The 15,343-nt window shown below is 75.3% G+C and carries 12 protein-coding genes; 6 read left to right on the forward strand and 6 right to left on the reverse strand.

The genetic code is table 11. The annotated features are described in order from the left end of the window. Nucleotides 1-7: 7 nt before the first annotated feature. Nucleotides 8-1,996 carry an alpha-L-fucosidase gene (locus LPU61_RS07060; protein WP_229404468.1) on the forward strand — a complete coding sequence of 663 codons (1,989 nt, stop codon included), beginning with the start codon at nucleotides 8-10 and terminating at the stop codon, nucleotides 1,994-1,996. 236 nt (nucleotides 1,997-2,232) lie between these two features. Beyond that, nucleotides 2,233-3,759: a bifunctional 3-(3-hydroxy-phenyl)propionate/3-hydroxycinnamic acid hydroxylase gene (locus tag LPU61_RS07065; protein ID WP_229404469.1), complete on the forward strand. Its 1,527-nt coding sequence runs from the start codon at nucleotides 2,233-2,235 to the stop codon at nucleotides 3,757-3,759. A gap of 25 nt (nucleotides 3,760-3,784) precedes the next feature. On the opposite strand, the gene LPU61_RS07070 is transcribed toward LPU61_RS07065, so the two are convergent. Then, entirely contained in the window at nucleotides 3,785-4,630 is an 846-nt protein-coding gene (locus LPU61_RS07070; protein ID WP_229404470.1) for an NAD(P)H-binding protein, read from the reverse strand. Nucleotides 4,631-4,724: 94 nt separating this feature from the next. On the opposite strand from LPU61_RS07070, the gene LPU61_RS07075 reads away from it, so the two are divergent. After that, nucleotides 4,725-5,492, forward strand: a complete 768-nt coding sequence (locus LPU61_RS07075; RefSeq protein WP_229404471.1) for a TetR/AcrR family transcriptional regulator — start codon at nucleotides 4,725-4,727, stop codon at nucleotides 5,490-5,492. Nucleotides 5,493-5,656: 164 nt separating this feature from the next. Next, nucleotides 5,657-6,082, forward strand: a complete 426-nt coding sequence (locus LPU61_RS07080; RefSeq protein ID WP_229404472.1) for a helix-turn-helix domain-containing protein — start codon at nucleotides 5,657-5,659, stop codon at nucleotides 6,080-6,082. Between the two features lie 61 nt (nucleotides 6,083-6,143). Here the strand turns inward: LPU61_RS07080 and LPU61_RS07085 are convergent, their stop codons facing one another. After that, the gene (locus LPU61_RS07085) at nucleotides 6,144-6,998 is read right to left on the reverse strand and encodes an SMP-30/gluconolactonase/LRE family protein (RefSeq protein WP_043962977.1); all 855 of its coding nucleotides are present in this window, start codon (nucleotides 6,996-6,998) and stop codon (nucleotides 6,144-6,146) included. A gap of 101 nt (nucleotides 6,999-7,099) precedes the next feature. After that, on the reverse strand, nucleotides 7,100-7,579 hold the full coding sequence (locus LPU61_RS07090) for a GNAT family N-acetyltransferase (RefSeq protein WP_229404473.1): 480 nt from the start codon (nucleotides 7,577-7,579) through the stop codon (nucleotides 7,100-7,102). A gap of 374 nt (nucleotides 7,580-7,953) precedes the next feature. Here LPU61_RS07090 and LPU61_RS07095 point away from each other — a divergent pair, with 374 nt between their 5' ends. Further along, complete coding sequence (locus LPU61_RS07095; protein WP_229404474.1) at nucleotides 7,954-9,429, forward strand: endo-1,4-beta-xylanase; 1,476 nt, start codon at nucleotides 7,954-7,956, stop codon at nucleotides 9,427-9,429. Between the two features lie 82 nt (nucleotides 9,430-9,511). Here the strand turns inward: LPU61_RS07095 and LPU61_RS07100 are convergent, their stop codons facing one another. The 3 genes from LPU61_RS07100 to LPU61_RS31580 all read right to left on the reverse strand — a co-directional run bounded on the left by LPU61_RS07100 (nucleotide 9,512) and on the right by LPU61_RS31580 (nucleotide 13,618). Continuing rightward, complete coding sequence (locus LPU61_RS07100; RefSeq protein WP_229404475.1) at nucleotides 9,512-10,717, reverse strand: S8 family serine peptidase; 1,206 nt, start codon at nucleotides 10,715-10,717, stop codon at nucleotides 9,512-9,514. After that, complete coding sequence (locus LPU61_RS07105; protein WP_229404476.1) at nucleotides 10,714-12,174, reverse strand: S8 family serine peptidase; 1,461 nt, start codon at nucleotides 12,172-12,174, stop codon at nucleotides 10,714-10,716. The genes LPU61_RS07100 and LPU61_RS07105 overlap by 4 nt, the downstream gene beginning before the upstream one ends. A 70-nt stretch (nucleotides 12,175-12,244) precedes the next feature. After that, nucleotides 12,245-13,618, reverse strand: a complete 1,374-nt coding sequence (locus LPU61_RS31580; protein ID WP_305071885.1) for a hypothetical protein — start codon at nucleotides 13,616-13,618, stop codon at nucleotides 12,245-12,247. Nucleotides 13,619-13,834: 216 nt separating this feature from the next. Between LPU61_RS31580 and LPU61_RS07115 the strand changes: the two genes are divergently transcribed. Then, nucleotides 13,835-15,316, forward strand: a complete 1,482-nt coding sequence (locus LPU61_RS07115; RefSeq protein ID WP_229404477.1) for a S8 family serine peptidase — start codon at nucleotides 13,835-13,837, stop codon at nucleotides 15,314-15,316. Nucleotides 15,317-15,343: the final 27 nt, after the last annotated feature.

The following is a 15,343-nucleotide window of genomic DNA, read 5'->3' on the forward strand; positions in this document are numbered from 1 at the left end:
GTCCTCCATGGATCCGACCTCCCCGCACCTCAGCCGCCGACGGCTGCTCACCGCCGTCGGGCTCACCGGCATCGCCACGGCCACCGGCCTGTCCCGGATGGGGTTCGCCCTGGCTACCGAGGGGCCGCAGAGCTACACCCCCACCTGGGCGTCGGTCGACCAGCACCCGCCGGCCCCCGAGTGGTTCCAGGACGCCAAGTTCGGCATCTACTACCACTGGGGCGTGTACAGCGTCCCGGCGTTCGCCAGCGAGTGGTACCCGCGCAACATGTACAACAACGGCTCCGGCGAGAACAACCACCACAAGAGCGTCTACGGCGACCCGTCGGTGTGGCCGTACCACAACTTCATCAACGGGGCCAACGACAAGGCCGGCAACTGGGTGCAGTTCGCGCCGAAGCTCAAGTCGGCCGGCGGCAACTGGGACCCCAACGAGTGGGCGCAACTCTTCGTCGATGCCGGGGCGAAGTTCGCCGGGCCGGTGGCCGAGCACCACGACGGCTTCTCCATGTGGAACAGCCAGGTCAACGAGTGGAACTCCGTCGCCAAAGGACCCCGCCTCGACCTGCTGCGGTTGCAGGCGGACGCGATCCGGGGCAAGGGACTCAAGCTGTGGGCGTCGCTGCACCACGCGTTCAACTTCACCGGCTACTTCCAGTGGGCTCCGGCCCAGTCCGACGCCAGCCTGAAGAAGCTCTACGGCCAGCTCGGCTCCACCCCGGAGTACCAGCTCTGGTACGACAAGCTGCGCGAGGTCATCGACGGCTACCAGCCGGACATCATCTACCAGGACTTCGACCTGTCCAAGATCCCGGAGTCGTACCGGCTCAACTTCCTGTCGTACTACTACAACAAGGCCGTCTCGTGGAACAAGGACGTCGTCGCCACGTACAAGGACGGGTTCAACAACCGTGGCGAGGTCTACGACTTCGAGCGCGGCGGCCCGGCGGTCATCCAGACCCCGTACTGGCTGACCGACGACAGCGTCTCCAGTTCGAGCTGGTGCTACACCCAGGGCATCGGCTACTACTCCACCAAGTCGCTGCTGCACGCACTCATCGACCGGATCAGCAAGAACGGCACGATGGTGCTCAACATCGCGCCGATGGCCGACGGCACCATCCCCTCCGGCCAGCGCACGATCCTGCAGGGCTTCGGCGACCACCTGCGGCGGTTCGGGGAGGCGGTCTACTCCACCCGCGCCTGGTCGGTGCACGGCGAGGGTCCCACCCAGATGGGCGGCGGTTCCTTCCAGACCCCCCGCGAGGGCAACGGGCAGGACATCCGCTTCACCCGCACCAAGGACAACACCGTCCTGTACGCCACCGTGCTCGGCTGGCCGGGCGCCACCCTGAACATCACCACGCTGGGCTCGAACCGGATCAACCTGAGCACCCTGACGTCGGCGCGGCTGCTCGGTACGACGGCCGGCACGTACATCGACCTGACCAACCGCACCCAGGACGGCTCCGGGCTGCACCTGACCATGCCGTCGGCCACGGCGCCGTTCAGCGCCCTGGCGTACGTGGTGAAGCTGACCTTCTCGGGCCAGATTCCGACGCTCGGCTCCGGCCCCACCCCCACCGGGTACGTGAAGATCGCCAACGGGGCGACCGGCCTCGTGCTGGACAGCGGTGGAAGCGTCGCCTCGGGTGCGGTGGTGAAGCAGTGGAGCGACGTCAGCAGCACCAACCTGCAGTGGCAGTTGGTCGACGTCGGCGGCGGCTACTACCGGATCGTGAACCGGGCCAACGGCATGGTCGTGGACAGCTGGGGCAACACCGCGAACGGGGCCAGCGCGCTGCAGGCGCCGTGGAACGGTGGGAACAACCAGCAGTGGCGGCTGAACAGTGTGGGCAACGGCCGCTACCAGATCGTCAACCGGGGCACCGGCACGGCGCTGGACGGTCTGGGTAGTACGACCTCGGGTTCCACGGTCGCCATGTGGGCCCCGAACGGCAGCACCAACAACCAGTGGAGCATCACCGCCGTCTGACTCCCGCCTGCGGCCGCTGCCCGCGGGGCCAGCGGCCGCAGGCGTCGCCATGCCTCTTCGTCAGCGGCTCCGCGTCGGCGCCCATACATTCGATCCTGTTTTACTGGGATCTGCTGCCGGTGGCCGCCGCCACGGCAGGGCGGGAGCGGGGACGCAGGCATGACGAGGGACACGCGGTCGACTGTGGCGGTGCTGGTGTGCGTGGCGGGTGCCCTACCCGCGCTACCAGGAGTGCGGTGACCGTGGTTCCCGTCGTCGTCGTCGGCGCGGGTCCCACCGGGCTCACCGCCGCGACGCTGCTCGCCCAGTACGGCGTGGAGTGCCTGGTCCTCGACCGGCGGGCAGAGGTCTATCCGCTGCCCCGCGCGGTCGCCCTCGACGACGAGGTGCACCGCATCCTCGCCCGGCTGGGGCTGCGGGAGGAGTTCGCGGCCATCTCCAGGCCGCACCGGGGCCTGCGGCTGGTGGACCGGAGCATGCGGGTGCTGGCCGAGTTTCCCCGCGACGTGACGCCGGGCCGGCACGGCTACCCGCAGGGGAGCCTGTTCGACCAGCCGGACCTGGAGGCGATCCTCCGCCGCAACCTCGGCCGGCACGGCAGCGCCACGCTGCGCGGCAACACCGAGGTCACCGCGCTGAACCAGGATGCGGACGGCGTACGGGTGAGTGTCACCGACACGGTCACGGGCGCGCCGGGCGTCGTCCGCGCGGGCTACGTCCTGGGCTGCGACGGCGCCAACGGGTCGACCCGAGCCGCGATCGGCGCGGGCATGCACGACCTCGGGTTCACCCAACGCTGGCTCGTCGTCGACGTGGTCACCGAGGTCGACCTCGGCCACTGGGAGGGCGTGCACCAGCTCTGCGACCCGGTCCGCGCCGGGACGTACCTGCGGGTCGGCCGGACCCGCCACCGTTGGGAGTTCCTGCTGGCCCCCGGCGAGACCGCCGACGAATTCCGCGACCCGGCCCGGCTGCGTCCGCTGGTCGCCCCGTGGACGGGGAACGTTCCCCTCGCGGAGCTGGAGGTCGTCCGGGCGGCCGAGTACACCTTCCGCGCCCAGGTCGCCGACCGGTGGCGGGACCGGCGGATCTTCCTGCTCGGCGACGCCGCCCACCTCACCCCGCCGTTCGTCGGCCAGGGCCTGGGCGCCGGGCTGCGTGACGCCATGAACCTCGCCTGGAAACTCGCGGGCGTGCTCGACGCGAGCCTGCCCGACAGCGTCCTCGACACCTACGAGATCGAACGCCGCCGGCACGCCGTCGCCATGATCAGGCTGGCGACGCTGATCGGCACCGCCATGACGGCCGGCGGCAGGTGGGGGGACGCCGTCCGCCGGGTGGTGGCGCCGTGCCTGCACCTCGTGCCCGGCCTCCAGCGTCTCGCCACGGACAGTGCGACGCCCGCGCTGCGGCGGTCCGCCCTGGTGCTGCGGCCCCGGCTGGGCCGTGGCGTCGTGGGTGGCCTGTGCCCGAACGCCGTCCTCGACGGCGACCTCCGCTTCGACGATGTGGCGGCGGGCCGGTTCGCGGTCGTCACCTCCGTCGAGCCGTCGGCGGAGCACCGGGCCGAGCTGACCCGCCGGGGAGCGGTCGTCGTCGACGCTCCACCGGGCAGCGAACTGGACCGGTGGCTGGCCGGTGGCCGCGCACGGGCGGCCGTCGTCCGCCCCGACGGCGTCGTCCTGGCCGCCGGCAGGAGGCTGGCCGGCCTCCGCCGGGCCCTGCCCGCGGCCCCGGCAGCAGCGGCCGGGACGCGCAGGTGAGGCCGCCGCGCTCCCGGGCGGGTCCTTACGGGACCATCGCCTGTAGGACGTCCCGCGCGTCGCGCGGTTGACGGTCGAGGAGCTTGCCGAGCAGTGGGTCGACCCCGGCGAAGAACCCGTCCAGCGCGGCCTGGTAGAAGCCCAGCAGGAAGCGCGTCCTGTCCGCCGGCAGCCCGGCGGCGACCTGCGCGGCGCTCCACTCCTCCTCGTCCACGCGTTCGTACCGGATGGTCCGTCCCGACAGCGCGGATGCGGTCTCGGCGAGTGCGGCGAAGGTCGGGGCCGTCGGGGCCGTGAGGGTCGTCGGGCCGTCGTACACGCCGTGCGAGGCGAGGACCACCGCGGCGGCCTCGGCGGCGTCCTCGCGGGCGGTCCAGGACACCGGTCCGTCGGCGGGGACGGCGATCACGCCCGTCTCCTGCCAGGGGCCGGCGAACCACCCGAGGCTGTGGGCGTAGAACCCGTTGCGCAACGAGGTCCACGGGATCCCGGAGGCGGCGAGGAGTTGCTCGGTGGCGAAGTGGCTCCGGCCGGGGGGAAACGGGTTGTCCGGCGCTGCCGCCTGGTGGCTGGTGTAGACGATGCGCCCCACGCCGGCGGTGAGCGCGGCGTCGATCGCTGCGCGGTGCAGGCTGGTCACGTCCGCGACCGGGTCGTTGGAGGAGACGAGCAACAGTTGGTCGGCGCCGGCGAACGCCGCCGGCAGGGACTCGGGGTCGGCGTAGTCGCCGCGCCTGACCTCGACGCCACGCTGCGCGAAGCGTTCGGCCTTCGCGGTGTCGCGGGCGACGACCGCGAGTTCGTTCGCGGGCATCCGGTCGAGGAGGTGGCCGACGGTGGCGCCGTTGAGGGCTCCGGTCGCTCCGGTCACGACTATCACTGGTTCACCTTTCGGGTTATCGACGATAACGGCTCGACCGTAGCGCCCGTTACCGCCGATAGCAACATCCTGTTATCGTTGTTTCATGGGTGACGAGGTCAAGGGCCGGGCCGACACGAGGGCGGCGATCGTCGAGGCTGCCGCAGGGCTGTTGCACACGGGTGGGACCAGCGCCGTGACGACCCGCGGCGTCGCCGAACGCGCCGGCGTCCAGGCCCCGACCATCTACCGCCTGTTCGGCGACAAGGACGGGCTGCTGGAAGCCGTGGCCGAGTGGGTCCTGGCCGGGTTCGTCTCGGACAAGGCCGCCGCCGTGGCCGTCGCCACCGCGACGAACGCCGACCCGCTCGACGACCTGCGCGCGAGTTGGCGCACGCAGGTCGAGTTCGGCCTCGCCAATCCGGCCGTCTTCCGACTGCTGAACGACCCGGATCGCGTGGCCGGCTCGCCGGCCGCCCGCCTGGGCAGGCAGGTTCTGGAGATGCGTGTCCATCGCCTGGCGGCGGCCGGTCGGCTCCGGGTTCCCGAGCCGCGTGCGGTCGCCCTGATCCACGCCGCGGGCGTCGGGACCGTCCAGACGCTGCTGGCGGTCCCGCCCGAGCAGCGGGACCCCGCCCTGGGTGAGGCGATGATCGAGGCGGTCCTGGGTCGGATCCTGCACGCGACCCCGGCCGAGGCGCCGGAGGGACCTCTCGCCGCGGCCGTCGCCCTACGGGCCGTGGCACCGCAGTTGGGCGTGCTCAGCGACGCCGAGCGTCGACTGCTGGCCGAGTGGCTCGACCGCATCGCGGCGGCGCCCACCCCGGCAGACAACCACGACGCCGGCCACGGTGGACGACGCCCCGGGCCCTGACGCCTCGGTGCGCCGGCGGGCGGACACGGAGCGTCCTGCGCACCGGCAGCGGAGGCACCGGCGGTGTCTTCGGTGCCGGTGCCGGTGTCGAGGGGCGGCCAGCCCGGGTGCCTCACCCTGGCAAGGTGTGGCTGACGCCTGCGGCCTGCCGAATACTTCCTGTCGTGGACGCGAAACGACAGCTCGGGGAGTTCCTCCAGGCCCGCCGCTCACAGTTGCGGCCGGAGGACGTCGACCTGGCCACCTACGGCGGCCGGCGCCGGGTGAGCGGTCTGCGCCGGGAGGAACTGGCCCTGCTCGCCGGGGTCAGCCCGTCCTACTACGCGCGGCTGGAGCAGGGGCAGTCGTCTAACGCGTCGGCGGAGGTCCTGGACGCGATCGCCACGGCGTTGCGCCTCGACGACGCCGAGCGGCGGCATCTGCACGTCCTGGCCAGCGGCGCTGTCCGCCGCCGGGCCACCGGACGGCGGTCGGCGCCGGAGACGGTCAGCGCGGCGGTGCGCCAGCTCATGGCGGCGCTGGGCGAGGTGCCCGCGATGGTCCTGGGACGGCGCCCGAACCTGATCGTCGCCACCCTGCCGCGCCGCTGAACAACCCTTCCCGGCGGGCGGGCGTCGACGAGAACGCCTTCGCGGGCGGCATCGCGGGTGCTCAGCCGGCGAAGGGATGGGCCGGGAAGCCCGGCACCTCGGGGCGGAACCGGAACAGCGCGCCCGCCGGGGAGCGGTCGTCGGCCGGCAGGCCCAGGCGGGACGACGTGACGTAGAGGTCCGCGTGGTCGGGACCGCCGAACGCGCACGCCGTGGGACGCCGGACCGGCAACTCCACGACGGCGGTGAGGCGGCCGTCCGGCGCGTACCGGTGGAGGGCGCCCCCGTCCCACAGCGCCACCCAGGCCCCGCCCTCGCTGTCGAGGCAGAGCCCGTCGGGGGTGCCCACCGCCGGCGGCACATCCACCGCCGGCCGCCGGTCGCGCAGTTCCCCGGTCGCCAGGTCGAAGGCGAAGACGTCCAACCGTTGGGTGGCCGAGTCGACGTACCAGGCGGCGTCGCCCTGCCGGGTCCAGGCCAGCCCGTTGGAGACGGTGAGCCCGGTGAGCACCGTCTCGACCGCGCCGTCGGCGTCGAGCCGGTGCAACGAGGCCCGCCCCGGTGCCGCGTCGTACGCCATCGAGCCGCAGTAGAAGCGCCCGAGGGGATCGCAGGCCCCGTCGTTCATCCGGATCGACGGGTCCGACCAGACCTCGGGCAGCAGCTCCACCGAGTCGTCCCCCAACAGCGCGAAGCCCCGCTCGACGGCGACGACCAGCCCACCGGCGGATCGCGGGCGCAGGGCCGCCACCACCGGGGCGACGTGCCGGCGGGCGACGACCCCGGTGGCCGGGTCCAGCGCCAGGATGTCCCCGACCAGCATGTCGACCCACCGCAGCCGCCGGTCGGCCGGGCACCACACCGGCCCTTCCCCGTGCCCGGCGAGGGGCGGGGTGACCTGCTCGACGTCGACCATCTGACACTCCTCAGTCGATCCGCGCGCCGGTCACGTCGAGCGGCGGCAGGGGCCGGCCGCCCGGGCCGGCGGTGGCGTGCCGGCGTCGGGATCGTCCCGGGTCAGTCCAGGTCGCGATAGTAGTAGAACATCGGCTCGGGTGCCCCGGGCTCGACGTTGGTGAAGCCGTGCGCCTCGTAGAAGCGGCGGGCGTCGACGTCCTCGCCGTCGACGTTGATCTCCAGCGAGCCGGCGCCGCGTTCGCCGGCCAGCCGGCAGGCGGCCTCCAGCAGGGCGTGTCCGTACCGCCGTCCGCGCGTCTCGGGGCGCACGTACAACTCGTCGAGGGTGGCCACCGGGCCGGCGTACCAGAGGCTGGGCCGGAAGGAGAGCACGGCCACCCCGACGGCCGGCTCGCCGCCGAGCAGGACCAGGAAGTGCTCACCGGCGAGGAGCCGCCGCAGCCGGGCGGCGAGCACCCGTGGCCCCGGCGTGGGGGTGTCGAACTCGCGGTTGAAGGCGTCCAGCATCTCGGCCACCAGGTCGGCGTCGGACACCGTCGCCGGCCGGACCGGGCGCTCGTGCTCGGGCTCTGTCCCCATCCGGCGTAGCCTTCCGATCGCCGCGGCGGCGAGCAACGCATTATCTCGGCGCGACCGGGCGGCGGGCCGTGGCGCGCCAGGGGGCCGGGGCTCCGAATGTTTCGGTACCGGCCGCGTGGCCGAGGGGCGGCGGGCGATCGGCGCCCTCCCGCCGGACTCTGCGGCACCGGTGGTCCCGCTCGCCTGCCTGCGCCGACGTGCTGTCGGCGGCCCGCCGGGCGTCCGGCGAGGTTTCCGAAACATTTCCGGAAGTTGTTGACACTGTCGCTGCCCGGTATCGATACTGACCCTCCGATAAGGATGCATGAACTTCGATTATTGGTGGCATGCCTCAAGGAGGGCCTGTGAACGGCAGCCTGAGACGGCGGAAGAGAATGACGAGAACCGCCCTGCCGGCGGCGGTGTTGTTGCTGGTGAGCGGCGCGGTGGCGGTCCAGTCCACCGCCCCCGCCGCCGCAGCCGAGACCACGCTGCGGGCCGCGGCGGCCAAGGCGGGGCTGTTCTTCGGCGTCGCCGCCTCACCCAACCGGCTCTACCCGATCGTCGGTCAGGAATTCAACCAACTGACCCCCGAGAACGACATGAAGCCGGACCGGATCGCCACGTCGAATGGCGGGCTGCAGAACACCGGCGGCGCGGACACCCTGGTCAACCACGCCCAGAGCAACAACATGCTGGTCCGGGGGCACACGCTGGTGTGGCACTCGCAGGCCGGCGCGCTGCAGGGCGCCAGCCAGGCGACGCTGAACACCTTCATCGGCAACGCCATCAACCGCTGGGGCAGCAAGATCGCCTACTGGGACGTCGTCAACGAGGCCCTGGAGGACAACAACACCGGCCGGCGCCGCAACCAGTGGCCGCACACCATGAACCGGGACGCCAACGGGGACGGTGACTTCTTCGACGCCGGCGACACCGACGTCATCCGGGACTCGTTCATCCGGGCCAAGCAGGTCGTGCAGGCCGGCGGGTACTCGACCAAGCTTTGCATCAACGACTACGACGTCGAGGGCCTGACGGTCCAGGGTGGTGGCCCGAACCGCAAGGCCAACGCCCTGTACGACATCGTCCGCACCTACCGGCAGTACATCGACTGCGTCGGGTTCCAGTCGCACTTCAACGACAACCCGAACAGCATCATCACCAACGACCTCCAGGCCAACATCCAGCGCTTCGCCGACCTCGGCGTCGAGGTGCACCTCTCCGAGGTGGACATCGACGACGACCTGAGCAACAACGACATCGGCGCGGGCCAGGCGGAGAACTACCGCAAGGTCGTGCGGGCCTGCCTGAACGTCTCCAAGTGCACCGGCATCACCGTCTGGGGCATCTCCGACAGCGAGTCGTGGCGCTCCTCCGAGCGGGGCCTGCTGTTCACCGGCGGCAACGGCAGCTACCAGAAGAAGGCCGCCTACCACGCGGTCCTCGACGAGCTGAACAAGGGCCGCACCGGCACCCCGCCGACGACCACGCCGCCCCCCACGACGCCTCCGCCGACGACGCCCCCGCCGACCACCCCGCCGCCGACCACGCCGCCGCCGACCACCCCGCCGCCGGCCACCGGCTGCTCGGCCACGGTCTCGCTGAACTCCTGGACCGGGGGCTTCGTCGCCACCGTGCGGGTCACCGCCGGCACCTCGCCGATCAGGGGGTGGACCGTCGCGCTCACCCTGCCGGCCGGGACCACGGTCACCAACGCGTGGAGCGCCACCGCCAGCGGCTCCAGCGGCACCGTGCAGTTCAGCAACGTCAGCTACAACGGCGCGGTGAACGCCGGCCAGTACACCGAGTTCGGCTTCCAGGGCACCGGGAGCGCCACCGGCGTGACCCCGGTGTGCACCGCCTCCTGAGCACCACCCGTCCCGGGCGGGCGCACCGCGTCCACCCGGGACGGACGACACGATGATCCGGCCACCGGCCGGCCACGGGAACTCACCCGGGGCCGGCCGGTGGACGTTGGGCGGGGCGTGGGCCACGGGCGCCCCGCCGGCTGAGCGCGGTGGCGGCGACGAGCACGGTCACCACGAGCGCGCCGAGGAGGGTGAGGCCGGCCACGCGTACCGCCCGGGACGGGCCGGGGTGGACGGGCACGGCGACCGGGCCGGCGGCGACCGGCACCGGCGGGCCGGCCTGGCGGGGGGCGAGGGAGGCGACGGCGGCGTACGCGTCGAGGACGCCGGCCCCGCCTGCGCCCTCGCGACCACCGCCGGGCACGGGCAGCGCGGTCCGTTCGAGGCGGGCGCGGACCTCGGCCTGGGACAGGCCGGGATGGTACGAGCGGACCAGGGCGGCCACGCCGGCCACGTAGGCCGCCGCCACGGCCGCCCCGCCGACGGTGTAGTGGCCAAAGCCGCGCGGGGCGATCCCGAGGCCGGCGCCCGGGGCGGCGAGGTCGACACCGGCGTCGGCCCCCACCGGGCCGGGGACCCCGTCGACGCCGACCGCGTTCACCGCCAACACCGTCGGATACCCGGCGGGATAGCCGGCCGGGGGGTCCGCGCCGTCGCCCCGCCCCTGGTCGTTGACGGCGGCGACGACCAGGGCGTCCCGCTCGGCGGCGGCCTGCACGGCGCGGGCCAGCTCGCCGCTGTCGGTGGTGACCCCGGTGGCGACGAGGATCACGTCCGCCCCGGCGGCGGTGGCGAGCCGGATGCCGGCGGCGAGGCGGGCGGGGCTGATCCGACGGTTCGCGTCGGTGACCCGGATCGGCAGGATCTCGGCGTCCGGGGCGAGGCCGGTGGGGCCGGCGTCGCCCGTCGGACGGGCCGCGACGATGCCGGCCAACGCCGTACCCCGGCCGGCGCAGTCGCTGTCCGCCCGGCCGCCGGTGACGTCGGCACCCGCGCGCACCGAGCCGGCCAGGGCGGGCGCGGCGGCGCTCACGCCGGTGTCCACGACGGCGACCACCACCCCCGCGCCCCGGGTCAGCGGCCAACTGGCCTGCGGGGCGAGGCGGCGCAGCGCCCACGGGGTCTCCCGCGCCGTCACCGGGGACGGCCCGACGCAGGTGCCCGCCGCCTGGGGCAGCGGCGGCGGCTGGTCGACCCCGGTGGCCCGCGCCGGTGGGGCGGCGAGGACGGCGACGGCGATCAGCGTGCCGACGGCACCGGCGCGGGCCCGGCGGGCCGGAGCGCTCACGGCAGCGGCGCCGGTTCCGGCGTCGCCCCGGGTCGGGCGGGCGCGGCGGGGTCCGCGGCCTGCCGGGCGAAGCGGCGGGCCCGCCGGGCGAGCAGCCCCACCGCGGCCAGGAGGAGGAGGCCGAGGCCGGCGAGCGCCAGCGGATGGGGGCCGGCGGCCCCGCCGGCGGCCGGCGCTGCCGGACCGGCCGGGTCCGGGCCGACCGCCGCCGACGGGTCGATCATGCCCCAGCCGTTCTCGGGGCTCGGGCTCGACCGGCCCCCCGGGTCGGCGGTGGCCTTGATCCGGCTGGCCACCTGGGCGGCATCCGACTCGGGCAGCGCGGCGCGCACCAGGGCGGCGGTGCCGGCGACGTAGGCGACGGCGTACTCGGTGCCGCTGCGCGGGCGCGCCCCGGTGGCACCGACGCCGAGCGCCGGCACGTCGAGGCCGGGCGCGGTGACGTCGACCCCGCCGGCCGGGTACGCCGCGACGGGCCGCAGGTCGGGGCCGACCCCGCCGACCCGGAGCAGCCCGTCCTGCGCCTGCGCGGCGGTGCCGTCGGCGGTGGCGGCGGGGGCGACCACCACCACGTCGTGCGCCACGGCGGAGCGCACGGCCCGCGCCACGGCGGGATCGGTGAGCTTCGCGTACCCGCCCAGGGCGATGACGCGCGCGCCGGCCGAGACGGCGACCTCGATGCCGAGGGCGGTCCGCGCCGGGTCGGCGTCGGCGGTGGCGGAGACGATCCGGACCGGCAGGATGCGCGCCCCGGGGGCGACGCCCACCACCGGCCGGCCCGGACCGGTGCCGGTGTCCGCCGCGATCACGCTCGCCATCGCGGTGCCCGTGCCCAGGCAGTCGGTGTCGGCGCGGGCCTTGCCGGTGGTGAGGTCGGCACCGGGGGCGACCCGGCCGGCCAGGGCGGGCAGGCCGCCGTCGACACCGGAGTCCACCACCGCCACCAGCGTCCCGGCCCCCCTGCTGCGCGGCCAGGCCCGCGAGGGGGAGAGCGCCGCGTCGGCCCAGTCGGACCCGGTGCCGGCGGAGGCGGCGACGACGCAGGTCGAGGCACCCGCCGTGGACCGGGCCGGCGAGCCGTTCGGGGCAACCGCCGGCAGCAGGCCGTAGCGGACCCCGTCGCCGACGGCGTCCCAGGGCAGCACCAGGACCCAGCCCGCGGCCAGCCGCTGCCCGACGGCGGTGAGGGTCCGGCCGTCCGGCTGCCGACGTCCCTCGTTGAGCCGGTAGATCTCGTCGGCCCGGTCGGGATCGGCCAGGAACCGGGTGGCGAGGCCGGTCAGGTCCTCCGCCGTGCCCCGGGGCCCGGCGGTCACCGCGTAGTACTTCACGTACGCCGGGGGCGGTGCCGCCGCTACCGGGGTGACGGGGGCGACGACCAGCGCGCCGGCCGCCACGAGACAGCCCAGCGCGCGCGCCCACGAGAACCCTGCCCAGGACACCAGCACCCGGATCATCCACCGCCTCCTCACCGCGGACGGGCGCCGGCCGGCGGGGCGCCTCGGGCCGACAACGGTCCGCCGCCGGTCACGGTTCACCGCCGGCGGCGGAAAGTTCGCCGACGGGCCCGCCGCCGGGCAGGCCGGGGGAGCCGTCGACCTCGCCGGCGGCGGCCCGGGGCGTCACCGACCAACGGGCCCGCAGCGCCCGGCCGACGACGACCGGCACCAGGCGGTGCCCGGTCAGGGCGGCGACCTGGCGGGCGAACGCCAGCTCGGGGCCGGACAGGCCGCCGGTGAGCAGCACCCCGACGCCCTCGGGCAGGCCCGCCTCGTCGGTGGGGAAGTCCGGCCGGCGTACGCAGCCGTCGGGCAGATCGGCGCCGAACAGGTCACCGACGACGGTGACCCTGTGCCCGGCGGCGTGCACCTGCTCGGCCAGCTCCCGGGCATGCCGGCTGGCGGTGCCGGGCGGGCCGGTCACGGTGAACACGTCCGGGACGCCGGCCAGGTCGACCCAGAGCGACCAGCCCTGCCGGTCGCCCAGCAGCACCGGGAGTCGCATCGCCGGCCGGGGGCGCTCCGGGGCGTACCAGGCGTAGCGGGTCTGTCCGGCGCCCGGTGCCGCGCCGCTGACCCGGACCGTCAGGGTGCCGGCGGCCGAGATCACCTCGGTGCGCAGGTCGCCGTCCGTGTCGGGCGGGGGTTCTGTCGTGGTGGGTCGGGGCACCGCCGGCGGCTCGGCAACGGCGGTGACCTCCGCCGTCGGCGGCTCGGCCGTGTCAGCGTCGTCCGCCGTGGGCGGCTCGGCCGTGTCGGCGTCGTCCGCCGCCGGGACCGCGGTGAGCGCGAGCCGGGGCGGGCGGGCGGGCAGGGCGCGGCGGCGTCGGGCCCGTCGGCGTACCCGGGTGGCTCGGCGGGCCCGGGCGGCGAGGAGCAGGGCCGCGAGGAGCAGGGCGACGACGGCGAGTCCGGCGCCACCGGCGAGGTGGCCGGGCCGGCGCGGCGGGGCCGGGTCCGGTCGTGCCGGGGTGGCCGTGGCGGCGACGGTCGGGACCGCGCCGGTGCGCACGCCCGGCCCCCGGGCGTCGGCCGGCAGCTCCAACACCCAGCCGGGACGCAGCTCGGCGGGGTCGGTCAGGCGTCCGCCGTCGGGCTGGGGCCGGTCCCGGTTCAGATCGAAGATCTCCCGGTACCGGTCGCCGCTGCCGAGGGTGCGCGCCGCGATCTGGTAGAGGTACTCCCGCTGACCGGCCACCGGTGGGCCCACCACGTAGTACCTTCCGCTCGCCGCCGCGCCGGGAGACGGCGCGGCCCCGGCCGGGGCGGGCGGCGGCACGAGCGCGGCCAGGAGCGCCACCGCCGCGACGAGGGCACCGCGCCGCAGGGGGCCGTCGGCACCGCGCCGGTTGGCTGAGTCCTCCGGTGGCCGGCTGCCGCCGGCAGCGGTCGGGAAAAGCACGCGCACCTTCCTCCATCCGGGCCGAGCGGAGCCCGTCGTGGGCCTGCGGGCCTACAACGGCGGCGGCCGGCGATCCGTTCAGCGCGGCCTGCCGCGAACCGCCCGCCGGTTTGCCGAATCGCAATCGGGGGGACATCGGGCGTCCCGGGTGGACGCCGTAGCCTGGGCGGGATCGCGATCATCGCCTGGGAGGTAGCGCTGTCCCGCCCGCTTCCGGTGACGAGGCGCCGCCGGGTCCGGCGGGCCCGTCTCCTGCCCGGCCTCCTGCTGTGCTGTCTCGGCGTCGTCGTACCGACCGTGGTCGTGGCGGTGCCGGCGGCGGCCACGCCCGCGCCCGCGTCCAGCGCCGGCAGCGCCGCGCCGAGCGCGCCGGCCCCGCCGGGCCGCGACGTCGCACCCGGCGGGTTCGTGAAGTACGTGGTGGTCCGCGCCGAGCAGGGGCGGGTCGACCACCTCTGGGAGATCGCGCTGCGGGTCCTCGGCGACGCCCAGCGCTACCTGGAGATCTTCGCCCTGAACAAGGGACGGGTCCAACCGGACGGCATCCCCGTCACCGACCCCGGCGTGCTGCGCCCGGGGTGGATCCTGGTGCTGCCGTGGGACGCCGTCGGCGCCGAGGTGGGTTACGGTCCGCTGCCGGCGTTCACCCCGGCGAGCCCGACGCCGTCGAAGGGGTCCCGCCCGACCGCCGCGCCGAACAGCGACGTGGTCTGCACGGTGGCGTCGAAGCGGCGGGTCACCGGGGTGCCGTGGGCGCAGCTGCGGTTGACCCCGGAGGTCGCGTGGACGCGCGGCAAGGGGGCGGGGGTCTCGGTCGCGGTCATCGACTCCGGTGTGGACGGCACGCTGCCGGCGCTGGGCGGCCGGGTGCGCCCCGGTGTGGACGCCGCCGCCGGCACCGGCGAGGGATCGCGGGGGGACCGGGACTGCACGGGACACGGCACCGCGATGGCCGGCATCGTCGCCGCCGCCGCGCAGCGGGGCACCGACTTCGTCGGCGTCGCCCCGGAGGCCACCATCGTGCCGGTGAAGATCGGGGTGAGCGGCGGGGTGGCGGACTCGGCGGACCTGGTGACCGCGCTGCGGGTGGCGACGGCACAGCGGGCCGGGGTCGCCATGGTCGGCGCGTCGGTGGACACGACCGACAAGCGGGTGGTGGCGGCCCTGCGCGCGGCGGTCGACCGGGGAACCACCGTGGTGGTGGCCGCCCCGGCGGCGACGGCGGCGAAGGGCGCGGCCCTGCCCGAGGGGGTGCTGCGGGTCGGCGCGGTGGGCCCCGACGACCGGCTGACCGAGGTGTACCGGCCGGGCGAGGTCGACGTGGTGGCGCCCGGCGTGGACGTGGTGAGCCTCGGGATCGGCTCGGGCGAGGTGGAGGGCAGCGGCACCGACTACGCCGTCCCGTTCGTCGCCGGGCTGGTGGCGCTGGTGCGCTCCAGCGAGCCACGGCTCGGCGCGGCCGAGGCGGCGGCCCGGGTCACGGCCACGGCCGACGGGGCGGCGGCGGGTGCCCGCAGCCAGCGCGACCGGGAGTACGGCTGGGGCATGATCAACCCTGCGGCGGCGGTGAACGCCAAGCCGGCCGGCGTCACCGCCACCGTCGAGCGGCGGAGCCCGGCCGGCGCGATCGCCGCGCTGGTGGCGATCCTCGCGCTCGCCGCCCTCGCCGTCGGCCTGCGCCTGCGCCGCCGCCCCTGACCGCCGCCGCACCCTGCCGCACCGCCG

This window comes from Micromonospora sp. NBRC 110038 (assembly GCF_020884815.1).
GTDB classification, from domain to species: Bacteria; Actinomycetota; Actinomycetes; order Mycobacteriales; family Micromonosporaceae; genus Micromonospora; species Micromonospora haikouensis.